The organism is Gimesia panareensis, from assembly GCF_007748155.1.
GTDB classification, from domain to species: Bacteria; Planctomycetota; Planctomycetia; order Planctomycetales; family Planctomycetaceae; genus Gimesia; species Gimesia panareensis.
Map to the genome: position 1 here is coordinate 6,855,812 of NZ_CP037421.1, position 17,766 is coordinate 6,873,577.

The following is a 17,766-nucleotide window of genomic DNA, read 5'->3' on the forward strand; positions in this document are numbered from 1 at the left end:
TCGCTTTATAACGGATGACTGCCTGTCGAAATTGAATGGAAGACTAGCGTGTTTTATTTCCTAACGGGTAAACCTGAACCACATGCGGCATCAGTATCAGCCCTGCTGTCGGTGTGCCCGGACTGCTGAAACTATTGATGGACTCGATGATCGGCTGATCCAGGGTGATATCTGCTGTGGGACTGCCTTTCGGAAAATTTTCCACTTTCTGAATGCGGTACCAGCGGGCATTGATGGCATCGAAAACATAGCCCCCCCGTTTGAGGTTGGGTGCTTCCACATTGGTATTAAATCGAACCCGGAACGCGCGACGCCGGTAATCATCGGAACCGGCTGCGCCCTGTTCGCCTGCCTGTTCATCGGTCGAACCATCTTTGTCGTCGTCGTAATTTTTGATTCCCCAGGCACCATCGGGACCGGGCAACCACTGGGCAACAAAGTTCTCGACCTGGTGAATGGCTTCGTATTCCGGATTAAAGTCCCGACGGAAGAAGACTACGACATCAACGGAAGCAATATCACTGGCAATCGACCGACGGACGGTTAACAGGTAAGAATACTGCGGATCCAAAGTTTCAATTCGAATCTTGGACGGGTTCTGATAAAGACCGTTATCGCGCAGTGGACTGGAAACAAAACTGACCGTACCCGCTGAGGTATCGATATTCGCTCCGGTAATAAAGCGTTCCTGCATCTGTTTGCCGGTGGAATCGTAAATCAGGATACGCCCCCCGACAACGGATCCGGTTGCCGGAGTGACGGTCTGAGCAATTTCAACCAGATTGACGATTCCCGAACTGATGTCATTCGGATCAATCGTAATCGTATCGAGCGCGGGATAAGTGATTGAAGCCGGAACTCCGGAGTAAAGCTCTTTCCAACTGTCCTGTTGAGTAAAGAAATTCAAAGCCATCAACTGCGTCGTCAGACCAGCATTGTAGCGAGGAATATTGGGAAACGTGCTGCTGGAGCCGTCGTTTCCAAATTTTCCTGCATATCCCGTTCCATCCTGGGTGGCATAGTAGGCGCCCAGGGGGTCAACCACATACTTGCGGTTGGCACGCTGATGGGCGATATGTCCGTTGGTATTCAGGGTACCATCCGGATCGAAGACAAACTGTGTCGGAAACGAATCGATCAGTGCCTCGGCGTTGTAGCGCAGCACGGTGGCGTTTGTGAGTTGAGTGGCCTGCACACCCCGCAAAATCGAAATGGGGAACAGTGAGGCCAGAGAAATCACACCAATACTCATGATCATGACCGACATGAGTACTTCCATCAAAGTGACACCCCGGTATCCGGATGCACTGGTTGATTTACGAATCGAGTGACCGGCATTGAAACGAAGCTTCTTCATTTGGCTGTCTCCCCGGTTTCCGCGTAATAAAACACATCTGGTGACTGATTCATGGGAACGTTGACAGGCTTATCGAAGTACAGGGGATATGCGCTGACATTTCCGGTACGGGTAAAAATGGAAAGCAGTGAGGGAGTCGAATTCAATTCCGCTCGCCAGGTGACACTTCCATCAGTGGCGAATTCCTGCCCGTCTGCACGCGCATTTGCAAAGAGAAAGACACTGGGATTACTGCCACTGGTCCCGCCCTGCGTACAAGTATAGACGCGGTCATATGGTTTAAAGTTCAGATCCCAATCCCGGGTACTGGGCGTTATATACCGGGCAGGCATGAGTACCCGGTCACCTTCAGCATAAGCAGTAGTCGACATCCACGTGGACCGGACGTTTTCGATTGTATCAATCACGAAATGAATCTTACCTCCACCCGCTTCGCTGCCTGAGATGGAACCGCGGGGAGAGAACATCAGATCGAGCTGGCTGGAATAGAGACGATAGTCATCAGTTCCGGGCCAGAGGTATTCATTACTGTCATCGTTACCCCCGGCGCCATCATCGTTCACCCCGGCTTTTCCAGGCTGACCATCTTCACCGCCGGACAGTCCCGTAATCCGCCAACTGGTAGGCAGGTAAGAACGATCCAGGTCAATGCAGGAATTATTGGGCAGCAGAGTCGGTTCTTCACCGGAGAGGACAACGGGAGGCAGTTCTAGCCGGTAGGTCGAGGGACCGCTGCCCGGTGCAAACGCGACGACTTCCGTCGAATCGGATGTCCCGGCATCACGGTAGGCGGTCGTCAGGCGGAGTATTTCCGTCCCCCCGATCACTGGAGAGTTTTTGAGGTCAATGGTGTACCAGGACCCACTGGCATCACCCGGTATTTTGATACGGGCGCCATCAACCAGTTGACCGCGCGTGTAAAGGAAATTCCAGTCAGTCCCCTGGCCCCGTACATGCAGGATCGTATCGGGAACTCCGTCAGTACCTGTATCAATGCGTTCCAGACGGATCACCCCCTGGTTCCAGTCGGGGCTGGGTGCGATATAGACCATACTGGTCACCATGGTCGGATTGTTCGGATCCACCAGAAAGCGAACGCCCCGTGGTTCTTTGGCATAAATGGCCCGATCCCGGGCTCCCGCGAGGTAGGATTGCACCTGCCTCGAAGCACTGCGGGTGACATCGCTGGACAATGCCAGGTTGATGGAGGAAACGGTCATCACCGCCAGGATCGCCAGGATGGAAATCACGACCAGCAGCTCGACCAGCGTAAAACCGGCGCGGCGTTTTACCATGCCATACGGTGGAATCAGATTGTCCCCATGATCGGCATACATCGGCGTTACCTTCCTCCAGCCCGTTGATTGTGATTCGTAATATTGTCGAAGACACCATCGACGACCGGTATCACTGGCGAAGCCAGCACGCCGGTAGTGGTTTCATCATGTGGCTCCTGTAAACCCAGAATGCCATCCTCACCGGCAGAGACAATCAGGGGCAACCAGAACGTATTCATGATGCCATACTGTCCTGTCACATATTGGGAATCAGCGCTACTGTTAAACAGGGGAGTCAACAGATTTCCCGAACGATTGTTTTCATACTGAATCCGGCCCTGCGGATCGTCGGCGTCGACATTCATCGGGTCAGCTTCATTAAAACCTGAGGCGGATGCGGGTGGCAAGCCGTTAAAAAACGCACTGGCGATATCTCGACGGATTGTAGAACCGTCAGGTTTAATCAGGCGTGTGGGCCAGCGGTAGAACCGCAATGGTCGGCCCCAGCCATCAACGAATTCCATGAGTCCGTCACCATCGGTATCTGCAACTTCGGACGCAGAAAAGGCATCTTCACCTACAGGGGCAACGCCGTAAGTCTCGTGTCTGGTCAGAATGTAATACAGGTATTCCGAACTGATGCTGGCCCCCGCATCAGCACCAAGACTCCCGGCCGGAGAGCCTGTGACACCGGGCAGTGAATTCATGGCCGTGTTGACACTCGGATTTTCTGCGACATATTGTGGCAGGTTCTGCCGAAAGATGTCTTTCCGGACCATAATCTCGACAACCGGCTTGGGGATACTACGGTATTTCGCCCCGTAGCTGCTCACCAGTGAGGTATATTTCTGACCGACCAGAGACTGCAGCTGCTGCTGGTTTTTCGTAGAATCGAGGGCTTTTCGCATGGCCTCGATCCGGTCCTGTACCAGACCATTCACCTTGACGATGGTCGCCATGGTTTTTTTTTCGCGAGCTTTGTTTCCGATGTTACGCACCACGAATGCGGAGGTCGCAATCAGAAACAGCAGAATGCCGATGACTACCATCAACTCGACGATCGTAAAACCGCTGCGCGTTGATCGAACAGATTGATGAGATATTAAACGACGCATTGAAATCCTGACATCTGAGTTGAGAGAGACTCGATTTATTTCAAAGTACCACTGACAAAGTTGGTGATGTTATCTGCTTCCATTGTTCGATCGACAGGGGTTGCAGGGAAGTTTTTGTTCGGATCATAATTTCCTCCCGTTCCAAACTGATAATCGGCTCCGGGCGAGATGATCTGATAAGACTTAGACTTATAAGGAGTACTGTTATTGCTCGGTGCGCTGGAAGGATTACCCTGGTAATAAACACTGCTCATTCCGGTCCCGGCAATGTCCGCAGTTCGGTAACCACGCCCGTCATAGCTACTGAGGTAAATATATGGTCTCTGCTGACTGGGAAACGAATCCAGATATTCGGGAGCGTTTTCACCTGCTGGTGCCGAAGCCGCATCGGTATCAACGAACCGACTGGCATCGAATTCAAAAAACGGCCCCAGGCGACCGGTATTCGCCGCAGAGAATCCGTCATTGGCAACATATCCCGGATCACCCGGGTCGTGTCCTGGATTTAAAAATGGGCGAGCCGGATTTTTGGAGAAGCCATATACCCGGAAATATCCGTCAGAGGTTTTCTCGTAGACTCCCCCCAGAAAGAAGACCAGACATTCCCCCGCATTCAGGGCAATCGTGTCAGTTGTATCCCCGTCTCCGTTGATGTCACAAGCCAGACCGAAATTGTACTGAGACCACATTTTTCGAACCAAACCTTTACTGCGCTGATCCCAGGACGCATTGGCTGCCTCATGAAGCACAATCCCACTGGGAGGATCCATACCAAATTGCTGCCTGAAAGCAGTAATCGCGGCTTCAAAGTTGGTGATTTCCGCTCGCACATTTGCCTGCTGTGCCCGTAAACGCACTGCTCCGACAGCGGGGATGAGCAGGCCGATCAGAATCAGGATGATCACGATCACAATCATGAGCTCGATCAGAGTGAACGCACGCCTGTTGTGCTGCGACGCCGAAGGGGCATTGGGCGACCGATTTTTCATTGAAAACTCCTAACTCTTTTCATGACAACTGTTTGACTTCAGAAAACTCCCGGGAGCTCATTTCCGGCGAGTTCCACCGGGAATTTTCTACATTATATATAGGGCAAATTTTATGCCCGACTTTTGACAATGTCTGTAAGACATTTTAATAATTAGACTTAAATACATTTCACCACATTCAATTCGAGGCGAAAACTGTATTATTCTGCAACACCTCGCTCAAAATACTACGTCAGAACTAGGACAAATCGTTGAGTAGTTTGATCAAAGGCATGAAGAGGGCGATCACGATGAAACCGACAATGAGCCCCAGCACGATCACCATCAAAGGTTCGAGCAGACTCACCAGTGCGTCCACAAGCACGGCGACTTCTTCGTCGTAGACGTCAGCCACCTTGTAGAGCATGTCGTCGAGCGCACCGGTCTCTTCACCCACGTCCACCATGTTGACCACGATGTCATCCACAATCCGGGCCTCCTTGAGCGGCACCGCCATGGTTTCCCCTTCGCGGATCGCGGCATAAATGGTGTCGAAGGCTTTCTGGAAGACCATATTTCCTGCCGTGTCACGGGCAATGATAATCGCTTCCAGGATCGGCACCCCGGACGAGATCAAAGTTCCTAACGTTCGACAGGTTCGCGCAGTCACCGACTTACTGATAATTTTCCCTAATAAGGGTATGCGCAGCGCAATCCAGTCGACAATGAACGCTCCTTTCTTGTTCTTCCTCACAATCTTGAGGAAGACCCAGAGCGCAATCGGTATCGCCGGGAAAAGGTAAAAGTAGTTCACCACGATATCACTGATATTCATCAGCATGATCGTGATGCCGGGCAGTTCGGTACCGAAGTCGAGGAAGATCTTTTTAAACTTCGGAATAATCCAGTACATGATGAAACCCACGATCAAACCCGCCACCGTGATCACGGCAACCGGATAGATCATGGCCCCCTGGACTTTCTTCTTCAGACTCTGGGCCCGTTCCTTGAACTCAGCCAGACGCTGCAGAATGATTTCGAGGGCACCGCCGGCCTCCCCGGCTTTCACCATGTTGACGTACAGGTTATCGAAACACTTGGGCTGTTTCGCCATCGCTTCAGAGAGTGTATTTCCCGACTCAATGTCTTCGATCACACCATCCAGCGACGCCTTAAGCGGCCCCGGCTTGGCCTGAGACTCCAGAATCCGCAGACTTCTGAGAATCGGCAGACCCGCGTCCTGCAGCGTGGACAGCTGACGGGTAAAGGTACAGAGCTGCTTGGGCCGCACACCGCCAATCGAAAAGCCGCCCTTCTTGGGACTGGCCTTCTTGGCAGCGCCACCTTTTCCACCTGCGCCTTTCTTCTGTTTTTTGCCGCGGCCTTTTTCAGCAATTTTGGTAACGAAAAAGCCCTTCTCTTTGATCATGGTCTGGGCATCGGCTTCGGAAGGCGCTTCGATGGTGTCTTTCACCTCGAGCCCTGTGTTATCCATGGCCTCATACTGATAAACCGGCATGGCGTTACTCCGTCATTAGTCGTCTAAAAATGTGAGTGTTCTGTGTTTGCCTTCTGGCATGAAGTTAATCAATGTCTTCCATGACGGTTTCACGCACGACTTCGTCGATCGTGGTGACCCCGTCAAAAATCAGTTTCAGCCCGGCTTCACGCAACGTGGTCATTCCCTGGCTGCGTGCCATATTGCGAATGTCGTCTACCGAGGCGTCCTCGGTAATCAGGTCGCGAATTTCATCGGTGACATCCATGAGCTCATACAGACCGGTACGGCCCTTGTAACCCGAGTTGTTACAGGTGGCGCAACCTTTCCCGTAGTAGAAGCTGTACTGCCGCGCCTGTTCAATGGGCAGCTGAAGTTCCATGAGCAGCTCATCGCTGGGTTCAAACTCGGTACGGCATTCCTTACAGATCGTTCTTACGAGACGTTGTGCCTGAATCGCTTCGACCGTTGCGGTAATCAGGAAGGTCGGGACCCCCATATCACGCAAACGGGTAATCGCCGACGGTGCGTCGTTGGTATGCAGCGTGCTGAACACAAGGTGTCCGGTCAACGCACTCTGCACGGCGATTTCCGCGGTTTCGTAGTCACGAATCTCACCAATCAGAATCTGATCGGGATCGTGTCGCAGAATCGCCCGCAGCACCGAGGCGAAGGTCACATCGATATCGGGATTCACAGGAACCTGAATCAGACCGTCGATGTCGTATTCGATCGGGTCTTCCGTGGTGATGATTTTTTCTTCAATGACGTTGAGTTCGTTCAGGGCCGAATAGAGCGTGGTGGTTTTGCCACTCCCCGTCGGGCCGGTCACCAGCACAATCCCGTTGGGACGATGGATCATCTCGCGGAAACGGGAGAGTGTATTGGGATCCATGCCGATTTTATTCAGGTCGAGCTGCACCACCGTCCGGTCCAGCACTCGCATAACGACTGCTTCGCCAAAGAGGGTCGGCAATACACTGACACGCAGGTCAACCGGGTTCCCCCCCACGTTCAATTCGATACGACCGTCCTGAGGCAGGCGGCGTTCGGCAATGTCCAGATCGGCCATAATTTTAATACGTGATACGATGGCGTTCGCCAGGTGGCGGGGCGGAGGCACCATTTCATACAGAACGCCATCCGCACGCACGCGGATTTTGAACTCGTCTTCGAAAGGCTCCATATGAATGTCACTCGCCTGATCCTTGATGGCCAGCAGCATGACCATATTGAGCAGCTTGCGAATCGGGGCGGCATCGACAAGCTCATCAGTATCGGTGATGTTGTAGACGTTTTTACCGGTCTCCTCCCCCAGCTCATCTTCGATGGCACCGATGACATCTTCGATGCTGTCCTGATGCTCGGAATAATGGCGTTCAATCGCCTCTTCCACTTCTTTCAGATTGGAGACCGCACCGCGGACATCATATCCCAGAAAGTTGCGCAGATCGTCGAGTGCGGCCACATTCTGCGGATCCGCCATGGCGACGGTTAACACGTTATCTTTCAGAGAAACCGGCATGATTTTATAAATCGAGGCCATGGTTTCCGGCACCAGTTCCAGCACCTTGGGAGGAATATTGGTTTCACTCAGTTCGACAACGGGCATCCCCCACTGTTCGGCGAGCGCCTGGGTCACCTGCTCGTCGGTGACCAGCCCCATCCGGATCGCCACCTGGCCGATGACTTCCCCCGGACTCTGCTTCTGCTCTTCCAGAATATCCCACAACTGGTCTTCTGAGATATATCCCAAATCGACCATAATTTGACCAAGGCGTCGTGCTGCCATGTGTGTCTACCTCTGAATTAACACCAAGTTTTATTCCAAACAGAATACCGTGATTTTTCTGTGCCGGTCTTCCGCGTTGATCTCAATCCTCAAAGTCGTCATCATCATCCTCGTCATCATCGTCTTCCAGCAGCCCTTTCTTGGCCATCGCAATCTTGGCTTTCAGCTCACCCGGGTTATTCGAACGGATGACGACGTCCTCTTCTTCGCATAACCCGTCACGCCAGAGATTGAACAAGGCATCGTCCAGCAGCTGCATTCCGAACTTTCGCCCGGTCTGGATACTGGAGTTGATACGATAGGTTTTGGCTTCACGAATCAGGTTCGCGATCGCGGGAGTGACCACCAGCATTTCATAGGCGGCCACCAGCCCCTTGGGCTTTTTGGGCATCAACGCCTGACTCAAAATGCCGATGATTGACGAAGAAAGCTGGGTGCGGATCTGGTCCTGCTGACTGGTGGGAAACACGTCAATGATACGGTCAACCGTTCCCTGGGCCCCTGTCGTATGCAGCGTTCCAAACACCACGTGCCCCGTTTCTGCCGCAGTAATCGCAGCAGAAATCGTCTCCAGGTCACGCATTTCCCCCACCAGGATCACGTCCGGATCCTGTCGCAGAGCACGTCGCAGCGCTTCCGGGAAGGTAGGAACGTCCACACCGATTTCACGCTGGTTGATGGTCGATTTTTTATGCTGATGATAATACTCGATGGGGTCTTCCATCGTGATGATGTGATGGTCCATCGTATCATTCATATGGTTGATCATACTCGCCAGACTGGTCGTCTTCCCGGACCCCGTCGGACCGGTCACCAGAAACAGACCACGGGGGCGTTTGAGCAGATCGCCAATCACTGTCGGCAGACCCAGCTGCTCGAAAGTCAGGAACTCGTTTGGAATTCGACGCAGCACCATACCAATATGGCCACGCTGCTTGAAGACGGAAACACGAAATCGTGCATGTTCACCAAAGGCGAATCCGAAGTCCGTTCCTCCGACCTCCTGCAGCTCCTGCTGGTTTCGCTCGGGGGTGATACTTTTCATCAAAGCCACGGTATCGTCGGGCTCCAGACTTTTGGTTTCCAGACGGACCATGCGACCGCCCACACGTACAACGGGAGGCTGTCCGGTAGTGATGTGCAGGTCACTCACCTTCTCTTTAACGACGGTCTCCAGTAATTTATCAATCTGAACTGTTGCCATCCAAAGTACTTTCTGAAAACACTAAGTTTGGATATGGAGCGTGTTCGACGAAGATCTTCAGCCAAGACGATCAACACCTGAAATCACCGATCATTCTTCGATTTGAGGTAATCCCTTTCTCAGAACGATCATGAACTTCCGGCTTTCCGTGAACCACCTGACGAAACAAGATATTTGAGAACAAGTTAACGAAAATTAGATAAGACAATTTAGAAATGGTTTTATGAATTTCGGACTGCACCTGGGTGCGAATCTGAGGTAATTATCCGGTAAGTCCTGGCAAAACTCAACAAAATCAGGGAATTTAGATCAATATCTTCACATGAAAAGTCAGTCCCTCGCATCAGGAGCGACGTCGTGTCTACTCCTGAAATCACAACACCAGGCGGCAAACAACACACCGGAATCAGCTCTCCAGCCCCTTGGCCAGCTTCATTGCTTCCGCCAAGGTAGTAATCCCTTGCAGCGCCTTGTCAGTGGCGTCTTCCGCCAGTGATTTCATACCGAACAAACGTGCCTGTCTCCGGATATTTTGAGAAGCCTCACTGCGAAAAGTCATTTCACGTATAGCGGTATTCATCATCATCAGCTCGAAGACCGCTTTCCGACCTTTATATCCGGTATGTGAACAAGTCTTACACCCTTTACCCCGATTGAAGATCGCCCCTTCCAGCTGACTGGGGGTGATTCCGAGGTACTCCAGCTCCCCTGGATCGGGTGAATATTGCTCGACACATTTACCACACACCACTTTCACAAGACGCTGTGCCATGACCGCCATTACACTGGATGCCACGAGGAACGGTTCTACACCCATATCAATCAAACGTGTCACAGATCCGGGCGCATCGTTCGTATGAAGGGTACTGAATACCAAGTGTCCTGTTAAAGATGCTTGAATTGCCATCTCAGCAGTTTCTTTATCACGAATTTCACCCACCAGAATCACATTCGGTGCCTGTCGCAACATGGCACGAATAATTCGTGAGAAATCCAGTCCGATATTGTGCTTCACTTCCACCTGGTTGATCCCGGGCAGGTAGTATTCGACCGGATCCTCTGCCGTGATGATCTTCTTGTCGGGACGATTCAGTTCCCCCAGGGCACTGTACAAAGTTGTCGTTTTACCACTCCCTGTGGGGCCAGTCACCAGGAAGATCCCGTTCGGACGCCGGATGATGGTCTGGAAGCGTCGGTAGTTCTCTTCCGAGAAACCGAGGTTCCGGATCCCCACTTTAATGTTGTCCCGGTCGAGGATACGCATGACCACCGCCTGGCCATGGTTGGTTGGCAGAATACTGACGCGAAGGTCGAAGTCTTTACCACTGATCGTCGTCTTAATTCGACCGTCCTGGGGGCGCCGTTTTTCAGCAATATCCATTTTGGCCATAATTTTGAAACGGGAGACCAGTGCCGAGAGCAGACGTCGGGGCGGACTGTCCCGCTCAATCAGCGAACCGTCAATCCGATAGCGAATCCGGATTCGGTCTTCGAAGGGTTCCACGTGGATATCACTGGCCCTCATATTCACAGCCTCACTGATGATCAGGTTCGCCAGTCGAATGACGGGGGCACTCTCATCCTCTTCTTCAACGCTGGTCGAAGTCGCCAGTTCGGTCGCCGTAATGTCGATCTGGGTTTCTGTGAATTCCTTCAGCATGGTATCGACCGACTCGGTTTCACTCTGACCGTAGTGCCGGTTGATCGCGGACTGGATGGCCTCAATCGGCGCCATAACGACGTCGATATCACGGTTAATAATGAACCGCAGCTTGTCCAGAACTTCGTACTTCATGGGATCGTGCAGGGCAATCTGCAGAGAGTCGCCCTTCATCCCCACGGGAATGACCGTATTTTCCCGGGCCATGGACTCGGGAACGAGTTCAATCACGGACTGGGGGATTTCCATCCCCTCCAGTTCCACAAATTCATAGCCATACATTGAGGCCTGCGCCTGGGCGATCACCTCGGCCCCGACGTACCCCAGCTTCACTAATGCTTCACCGGGCGAAATTCCCATGGAACTGGCCAGACTTGAGGCTTCGTCCAGTTGCGCAGGACCAAGATACCCATCATCGACTAACTGTTGCATCCAATCATCGGCCATTCAATTTCTCCACGGAATAGATTCAGACCTCACCAGCGAGGCTTTCAGTTTGTCCCATAACGCATGCAGGGAATCAAGACTCTGGTTCCATCTGGTATGTGAATTTTCTATGAACTCAGGGCGATTCGCTCAGCCGTAGCAGGTTCCCGTTACTACTACAGCATCTATCAAACCCAGCTCAACTGAGTTGACTGATCTCGGTTATCCATATTTCGTTGAGGAATAGGTCTCGCAGATATGTCGAGCAGGAATTGCCTATTTTTAATTTTGAGGTGAAGCAGGAAGAGTGTCAAGCATGTAAATTGCTATACAAAAATACTTGGAAGAGTTTTCCCAGACTGGTTTTACGCCGGAATCCACTCCCCTCCCTTCACTCATCGTCTATAACGGGGATCAGACTGAAAAAGAAACCGCCAGCTCCTGCATTGCAGAGAGCGATGTCTCAATCTGCGACACTGTTGTAAAAGGCCCGGGACTGAAACGGATCGTGCCTCCCCACTCCTGAGAATGAATGGAGCGATGAATCCGGGGAGCGCAATGCAGGCCGGCCCGGATCTGAATCCCGAAGTTCTCATCCAGAATCGATGCCAGCACCTGGGGTTCCACACTCTGATTGACCAGGCTGACGACGCCCACACGCTCTTCGGGCTGCAGAGGCCCTGGCAGCTCAAAACCGGGGAGTGCTCGAAACCCTTCCAGCAGCAGGCCCGTCAATTGCTGTTCATGCTGCCTCAGATCGTCGATGCCCCGCTGTTTCAGGTATTCCAGCGCGGCTTTTAAGCCAACCAGCCCCGGTGTGTTGTGGTTACCGGCCTCATACTTGTCGGGCTGCGTCAGGGGCTGTGTCTCTTCTTCGCTGCTGGTCCCGGTCCCCCCCTGTCTCAGGCTCTCGACCTGATCCGCGAGATCCGCACGGATGTAAACCAGCCCCGTTCCCAGGGGCCCCAGCAGCCCCTTATGCCCGGGACACGCCAGAAAATCGATCGGCTGATCAGAAACATTCAGGGGAATATGTCCTACAGACTGGGCAGCGTCCACAAGAAACAGGACACCGGCCTTTCGCGCGATCTCCCCCACTTCATTAATGGGTTGAATACTGCCGGTCACATTGGAGGCATGATTGAGAACGATCAACCGCGTATTCTCGCGCAGTGCCTCTTTGAAGGCGCTCGGATCCACTACGGACTGTTCATTCGCAGGAACGTGGGTCACTTCCAGTCCCCAGCGCTGTTTGAGCGTCTGCAGCGGTCGCAGCACGGAATTGTGTTCGACGTCTGACGTGATGACATGATCGCCGGGCTTGAGCACGCCATGAATAATCGTATTCAGGCTGTCGGTGCCATTAAAGGTAAAGCTGACTTCTTCCGGCCGGGCCGCCCCCAGAACTTCCGCAGCCAGCTTGCGACACAGATCGATTTCGGACTGTAATTCAACCGATTTTCGATAGGCACCACGGCCGACAGGTGCGCCACAGTCTCGACTGTATTGATCCATGGCGGCATAAACGCTATCCGGCTTGGGATAGCTTGTGGCCGCGTTATCCAGGTAGATCAGCTGCTCGTTCATGATTCATTCACCTGGCGGTAGAGTGCCGCAGTCTCAGCCTCCGATGGAATACATGGGACGATCCGGCTGAATAAACCGAGCGGTATTGATTTCGTGCCCCTCTTTTTTGGAGGCGATACTGTTCTTGACTGCCGCGATGATCTCGGCATCGGGTGCCTCGGTCCGGAACAGTTTACGGATGTCGGTTTCGTCCAGACTGAAAAGACAGTTCCTCAGTTTCCCGTCCGCGGTCAAACGGAACCGGTTGCAGCTCATGCAGAACGGATTGCTGATGGAGGCGATAAAACCAATCCGTCCGACGCCATCTTCGAACACGAAGTCCGACGCCGGTGCGTTTTTGTCGGCCTGTTCGACGGGAACCAGGGGCATAATCCCCTGCGTGAGGATATCGCGAATCTCCTGAGCGAACAGAACTTTCTCCCGCTCCCATTTATTATCTGCGTCCAGGGGCATGAATTCGATGAAACGGATTTCCGCCCCGCTCTCGCGGGCCAGCTGACCGAAGGGAACAATTTCGTTTTCAGTCAGGTTCCGGATGGAGACCGCATTAATTTTGACCGGATCAAAGCCGGCAGCATGTGCGGCGCGAATCCCTTCTCTGACTTTCTCATACTCATCCCGCCGGGTGATCTCCTGGAATTTTTCCGCGTTCAACGCGTCCAGACTGATATTGATCCGCCTGAGCCCCGCATCATAGAGCGGCTGTGCGTATTGCGGCAACAGGATGCCATTGGTGGTAATCCCGATATCCTGGATCCCGGGAATGTCGGCAATCATTTTGACCAGTTCAGGAATGTTTTTGCGAACCAGCGGCTCCCCCCCGGTGAGGCGGATCTTGTTGACGCCCAGCGGAACCACCAGCTTGACAAAGCGTACGATCTCCTCAAAAGAAAGAATCTTGCTGCGGTGGACAAACTGCACATCTTCCGAAGGCATGCAATAAAAGCAGCGGATATTACAGCGATCGGTCACGCTGATTCTCAAGTTGTTATGAGCCCGCCCGAACGAATCGATGAGCTGATTCTGCAATTCCATCACTGCCTCTCGCGTTTGACGTCGGCTGAACGCTGACTTTGCTGTTTTGACTTAACGTCCTGTATCTCTATTATAGTCACTCTCTGTTGTCCCACAGGGATTATTCTGCGCTGATTCCGGGATGCTCCCATTCAGTGGTCCCATCTGACCAGTTTTCTTTTTTCCAGATGGGAACAATCTCTTTCAGACGATCGATCAGGAATCGCCCGGCTTCGAACGCTTCACTCCGATGAGCCGAACTGACGGCGATCGCCACGCTGATTTCCCCGAGTGTCAGATGCCCCACGCGATGTTCAATGCCTATCGAATGGACTTCCCACTGGGCGCGGGCTTCATCGATCAACTGCTGCATCGTTTTGTACGCCATTTCGGGATAAGCTTCGTAGTCGAGGGCAACCGTCTGTTTACCATGGGTCATTTCCCGAACCGTTCCCATAAACAGCACTACGGCCCCGCAGGCATTTGAACGGACCTGCTCGGTCAGAGCGGCGTAATCAATCGATTCCTCAACAATCGCGATCGAGTCGGGCATGATGCTCCCAGTAGTAAAAGTTCTTCAGTATCTGATCAATCTGGCTAGCCACCGCTCACAGGTGGAAAACAGGCAATTTCCTGTTCTGCATTCAATGGCTGTTCTTCGCCGGCGTACGCATTATCGACGGCAATTAACAACTGACCGCTTAAAGACTTCAGTACGGGATACTGCTCTGCAATCGCAGTCCGCAGCCAGGCGACCGTCATCTCGTCAACGGCATGCACACTGATTGTATCACTGCCGGCCAGCTCCCGGGCGCGGGCAAACAAGCGGACCTGAATGGAAGAGGCTGTCATGACACTACCAGTTTTTTCTTCTGGGGCTGCAAAGACCGTTCAATTTCCGGCATGAGTCCATAAGAAAGTGCCAGTAGCTTGATCGGGTGGATGGTCGGAATCGAAGATTCCTGCTCCATCTGCATTTTGCAACTGCTGCATTCCGTCGCACCCGCATGAACGTTTGTTATTTTCATGTGCTCGATCAGTTCCTGACCGATCAGTTTGGACGTCTCGAAGGTCTCCCGGGCGAGACCATAAGTCCCCGCCATGCCGGAACACCCTTTTTCAATTGTATTCACCTGCAGCTCAGGAATCAAAGCGAGAAGCTCTTTTAAAGCCGACCGCGTCGATAAGGCCTTGATATGACAGGGTGTATGATAATCCAGCTCCAGTGAGAGTCGTCCAAAATCAGTTCGCAGGCGTCCCGCTTCATGCCGCTCCCAGAGATAGGCACCCGCTTCCAGAACCTGACTGGCAATGACCTCGCTCTCTTCCCCGGGGACCAGCATCGGATATTCCTGCTTGAGACAGATCGCAGACGCGGGTTCGGGACAGACGATGCGATGACCTTCGCGGGCAAATTCACTCAGAATCTGGATGTTTTCCTTCGCCAGGCTGCGGGCGGCAATCAGGTCGCCAGCCGAGACCATCGCCATGCCTGAAGCGAGCTGCAGCGGCGGAATGTAGACGGGAATCTGATTATGCTGCAGAATGGCCAGCAAGGCATGTGCCAGCTCAGGGTCATGATAGTTGGCGTAGTAATCCACGAAAAAAATGACGAGATCGGGATCACTGCCTGGCCGGGGGCGTTTCGTCAGCCTGCGGGGAACCGAGCGCAGAAAGGATCTGCGGGAAAACAGCGGCAGCTTGCGGTGCCGATGAATGCCCATCATTTTTTCCATCACCCAGCGGGCCGTCGAATTATTGATTGCCCAGTTGGCGGCCATGGAGAGTGTGCTGCCCAGGGGACCAAACGAATGCGCGCGGGAGAGAATCCAGTCGGTATGATCGAGCCCGTTGGCCGAGACGTACGCGGCCTTGGCTTCGATGGCCATCTGGGGAATATTGACCGAAGAAGGACAATCGAGCACGCACTGCTTGCAGTTCACGCAGGTATCCGCGAGGCGTTTGGTATCCTGGGAAGAAAGTTCGTTGGGGTGAATGGCCCCCGAAAGCAGCCCGCGGAACAGGTTGGCCTTGGCACGGGGCGAGGCTTCTTCCACCGGCTCGATGCGAAACACGGGACACATGCGGGAACCGTCATCCTGTCGGCGGCAGGAGCCACAGCCGTTGCAGCGACTGGCTTCGTTCTGCAGTTCCTGCGGTGTCCAGTTCAGCTGCAGGTCGACCAGTTCGGGAAACTTCTCGGGAACCGGACGGAGATTGCGGATCGTCACGTGCGGGTCGTCGTTGATAATCTTCCCGGGATTGAGCAGGTTGTGCGGATCAAAAATGTCTTTCACTTCACGGAAGACACGATACAGATCGCCGTACTGAGAACGGAGAAATGCGGTCCTTGCGAGACCATCGCCATGCTCACCGCTGATCGTCCCGTTGACGGAAAAGACGGTCTGATACAGATCGCGGGCGATGCCTTCCAGAATCGGGGCGTTCTTCTCTGTGAGTGCGGGTAAAAAGGGGCGGAGGTGAATCTGTCCTGAGGCGGCATGCGCATAGAACGTCGCCGTGACCTCGTGTCGCTGAAAGACTTTCTGAGCTTTCTGTGAGAACTCATTGAGTCGTTCCGGAGGAACCGCAATATCTTCCACAAACGGCTGCGGGCGCGATTCTCCGGGGAGGCGACTGAGCGAAGGTACGACTTTCTGCGGCAGCGACCAGAGGAAATCGACCTCGTCCGGCTGATGGGTTTCCATCGCCACAACGACGCGGGAGTTGATGTTTTTCACAGCCAGGGTCACATTATGCAGTCGCTGCTGGACCTGCGAATCACTGAAACCGACCTGCTCTACCAGCAGCGCTGCTTCCGCCGCGGGTGAAATCAGTGCAGCAAAGCGGGGATCGGCATCCCGGGCCAGCGACAACAGCCGACGGTCGAGCAGATCACAGGCGGAGGGCTGTTCGTGAACAATGGTCTGCACCGCTTTGATCGCTGAAGAGAGATCGCCGAACAGGAGCAGCGCCACGCCCCGATGTGCAGGCAGGGGAGAGACGTGCAGGATGGCCGAGGTAAACAGCCCCAGGGTCCCTTCCGAGCCCACCAGCATCCGCGCCAGGTTGAGATGCTGTCGGGTCCTGATCCCTTTCAGAAAATAACCGCTGCAGTTGGGAATGCCGGAACGCTGTTTTTCCTGAATCAGCTGTGCATTATCGGTGAGCAGCTTGGACATTTTGCTCAAAATCGTCCGCCGCGCCTGCTCGCCCCGCACTTCCGGAGAAGGCTCGCTGAGCAAAGAAGTACTCGAACCGGCGACGGGCTGGTTGAGGATCGACAGACTTTCATTCCCGACGTCAAAGCAGGTTCCATCGGCGAGCACGACTTCCAGCCGATTGACGTGGTCGCGCGTTGAGCCGACGCGGATCGCACGTGAGCCAGCCGCATCGATGGCCAGCATGCTGCCGACCGTGGTCACTTCCGTATTGGACGGGTCGGGAGGGAAATAGAGCCCCAACGGTTTCAGGTAGCGATTCAACTGGGCATGAACTACACCAGGCTGAACCAGAACCAGGTTGTCATTGAGCAGTTCAAACCCGGTCATGAACCGCGAACAGTCGATGACGATCCCGGTGCCGATCGCATCGCCCACCAGACCGGTACCGGCCCCGCGGGCTATGATCGGGACATGCGTTTCAAATGCATATTTCGCAATCGCAATGATATCGTCGCGTCCCTGCGGATACGCGATACAGAGCGGAGGAACCTGGTAGAGGCTGGCATCGCTGGAGTAAATGGACAACGTCACCGGATCGCATCGCACATCGCCTGCAATCAGGCTGGAGAGATCTTCTGCGATTCGTTGTTGTTGACGGTCCAAAGTAACTGACTCTCAGGTTGAAAAGATTCAAAAGCAGGCTG

General features: G+C 53.5%; 13 protein-coding genes. All 13 read right to left on the reverse strand.

Annotated features, from left to right (window positions below; genetic code table 11):
- Window positions 1-43: 43 nt before the first annotated feature.
- A complete protein-coding gene (locus tag Enr10x_RS25750) occupies window positions 44-1,357 on the reverse strand; it encodes a type IV pilus modification PilV family protein (RefSeq protein WP_145451828.1) in 1,314 nt (437 codons plus the stop codon).
- Window positions 1,354-2,694 carry a pilus assembly FimT family protein gene (locus tag Enr10x_RS25755; RefSeq protein WP_145451829.1) on the reverse strand — a complete coding sequence of 447 codons (1,341 nt, stop codon included), beginning with the start codon at window positions 2,692-2,694 and terminating at the stop codon, window positions 1,354-1,356. Before Enr10x_RS25755 ends, Enr10x_RS25750 begins: the two co-directional genes overlap by 4 nt.
- A 5-nt stretch (window positions 2,695-2,699) precedes the next feature.
- The gene (locus Enr10x_RS30090) at window positions 2,700-3,749 is read right to left on the reverse strand and encodes a type II secretion system protein (RefSeq protein ID WP_197997368.1); all 1,050 of its coding nucleotides are present in this window, start codon (window positions 3,747-3,749) and stop codon (window positions 2,700-2,702) included.
- A gap of 35 nt (window positions 3,750-3,784) precedes the next feature.
- Entirely contained in the window at window positions 3,785-4,738 is a 954-nt protein-coding gene (locus tag Enr10x_RS25765; RefSeq protein WP_145451831.1) for a prepilin-type N-terminal cleavage/methylation domain-containing protein, read from the reverse strand.
- Between the two features lie 238 nt (window positions 4,739-4,976).
- Window positions 4,977-6,236 (reverse strand): type II secretion system F family protein, encoded by a 1,260-nt coding sequence (locus tag Enr10x_RS25770; RefSeq protein ID WP_145451833.1) that lies wholly within the window; start codon window positions 6,234-6,236, stop codon window positions 4,977-4,979.
- A gap of 64 nt (window positions 6,237-6,300) precedes the next feature.
- On the reverse strand, window positions 6,301-8,007 hold the full coding sequence (locus Enr10x_RS25775; protein ID WP_145114371.1) for a GspE/PulE family protein: 1,707 nt from the start codon (window positions 8,005-8,007) through the stop codon (window positions 6,301-6,303).
- A gap of 82 nt (window positions 8,008-8,089) precedes the next feature.
- Window positions 8,090-9,211 carry a type IV pilus twitching motility protein PilT gene (locus Enr10x_RS25780; RefSeq protein WP_145451835.1) on the reverse strand — a complete coding sequence of 374 codons (1,122 nt, stop codon included), beginning with the start codon at window positions 9,209-9,211 and terminating at the stop codon, window positions 8,090-8,092.
- A gap of 406 nt (window positions 9,212-9,617) precedes the next feature.
- On the reverse strand, window positions 9,618-11,318 hold the full coding sequence (locus Enr10x_RS25785; protein WP_145451837.1) for a GspE/PulE family protein: 1,701 nt from the start codon (window positions 11,316-11,318) through the stop codon (window positions 9,618-9,620).
- Window positions 11,319-11,711: 393 nt separating this feature from the next.
- Window positions 11,712-12,884: an aminotransferase class V-fold PLP-dependent enzyme gene (locus tag Enr10x_RS25790; protein WP_145451839.1), complete on the reverse strand. Its 1,173-nt coding sequence runs from the start codon at window positions 12,882-12,884 to the stop codon at window positions 11,712-11,714.
- A gap of 33 nt (window positions 12,885-12,917) precedes the next feature.
- The gene (gene moaA / locus Enr10x_RS25795) at window positions 12,918-13,919 is read right to left on the reverse strand and encodes a GTP 3',8-cyclase MoaA (RefSeq protein WP_145451841.1); all 1,002 of its coding nucleotides are present in this window, start codon (window positions 13,917-13,919) and stop codon (window positions 12,918-12,920) included.
- A gap of 100 nt (window positions 13,920-14,019) precedes the next feature.
- Window positions 14,020-14,451 (reverse strand): molybdenum cofactor biosynthesis protein MoaE, encoded by a 432-nt coding sequence (locus tag Enr10x_RS25800; RefSeq protein ID WP_145451843.1) that lies wholly within the window; start codon window positions 14,449-14,451, stop codon window positions 14,020-14,022.
- Between the two features lie 44 nt (window positions 14,452-14,495).
- Window positions 14,496-14,750, reverse strand: coding sequence for a MoaD/ThiS family protein (locus Enr10x_RS25805; RefSeq protein ID WP_145451845.1), 255 nt, complete (start codon window positions 14,748-14,750; stop codon window positions 14,496-14,498).
- The gene (locus Enr10x_RS25810) at window positions 14,747-17,725 is read right to left on the reverse strand and encodes an anaerobic glycerol-3-phosphate dehydrogenase subunit C (RefSeq protein WP_145451847.1); all 2,979 of its coding nucleotides are present in this window, start codon (window positions 17,723-17,725) and stop codon (window positions 14,747-14,749) included. Before Enr10x_RS25810 ends, Enr10x_RS25805 begins: the two co-directional genes overlap by 4 nt.
- Between the last annotated feature and the right edge of the window lie 41 nt (window positions 17,726-17,766).

Bases quoted from the DNA above. Each gene is read 5' to 3' on its own strand.
- Enr10x_RS25750 (WP_145451828.1), bottom strand. From the start codon at position 1,357: ATGAAGAAGCTTCGTTTCAATGCCGGTCACTCGATTCGTAAATCAACC.
- Enr10x_RS25755 (WP_145451829.1), bottom strand. From the start codon at position 2,694: ATGTATGCCGATCATGGGGACAATCTGATTCCACCGTATGGCATGGTA.
- Enr10x_RS30090 (WP_197997368.1), bottom strand. From the start codon at position 3,749: ATGCGTCGTTTAATATCTCATCAATCTGTTCGATCAACGCGCAGCGGT.
- Enr10x_RS25765 (WP_145451831.1), bottom strand. From the start codon at position 4,738: ATGAAAAATCGGTCGCCCAATGCCCCTTCGGCGTCGCAGCACAACAGG.
- Enr10x_RS25770 (WP_145451833.1), bottom strand. From the start codon at position 6,236: ATGCCGGTTTATCAGTATGAGGCCATGGATAACACAGGGCTCGAGGTG.
- Enr10x_RS25775 (WP_145114371.1), bottom strand. From the start codon at position 8,007: ATGGCAGCACGACGCCTTGGTCAAATTATGGTCGATTTGGGATATATC.
- Enr10x_RS25780 (WP_145451835.1), bottom strand. From the start codon at position 9,211: ATGGCAACAGTTCAGATTGATAAATTACTGGAGACCGTCGTTAAAGAG.
- Enr10x_RS25785 (WP_145451837.1), bottom strand. From the start codon at position 11,318: ATGGCCGATGATTGGATGCAACAGTTAGTCGATGATGGGTATCTTGGT.
- Enr10x_RS25790 (WP_145451839.1), bottom strand. From the start codon at position 12,884: ATGAACGAGCAGCTGATCTACCTGGATAACGCGGCCACAAGCTATCCC.
- moaA (WP_145451841.1), bottom strand. From the start codon at position 13,919: ATGGAATTGCAGAATCAGCTCATCGATTCGTTCGGGCGGGCTCATAAC.
- Enr10x_RS25800 (WP_145451843.1), bottom strand. From the start codon at position 14,451: ATGCCCGACTCGATCGCGATTGTTGAGGAATCGATTGATTACGCCGCT.
- Enr10x_RS25805 (WP_145451845.1), bottom strand. From the start codon at position 14,750: ATGACAGCCTCTTCCATTCAGGTCCGCTTGTTTGCCCGCGCCCGGGAG.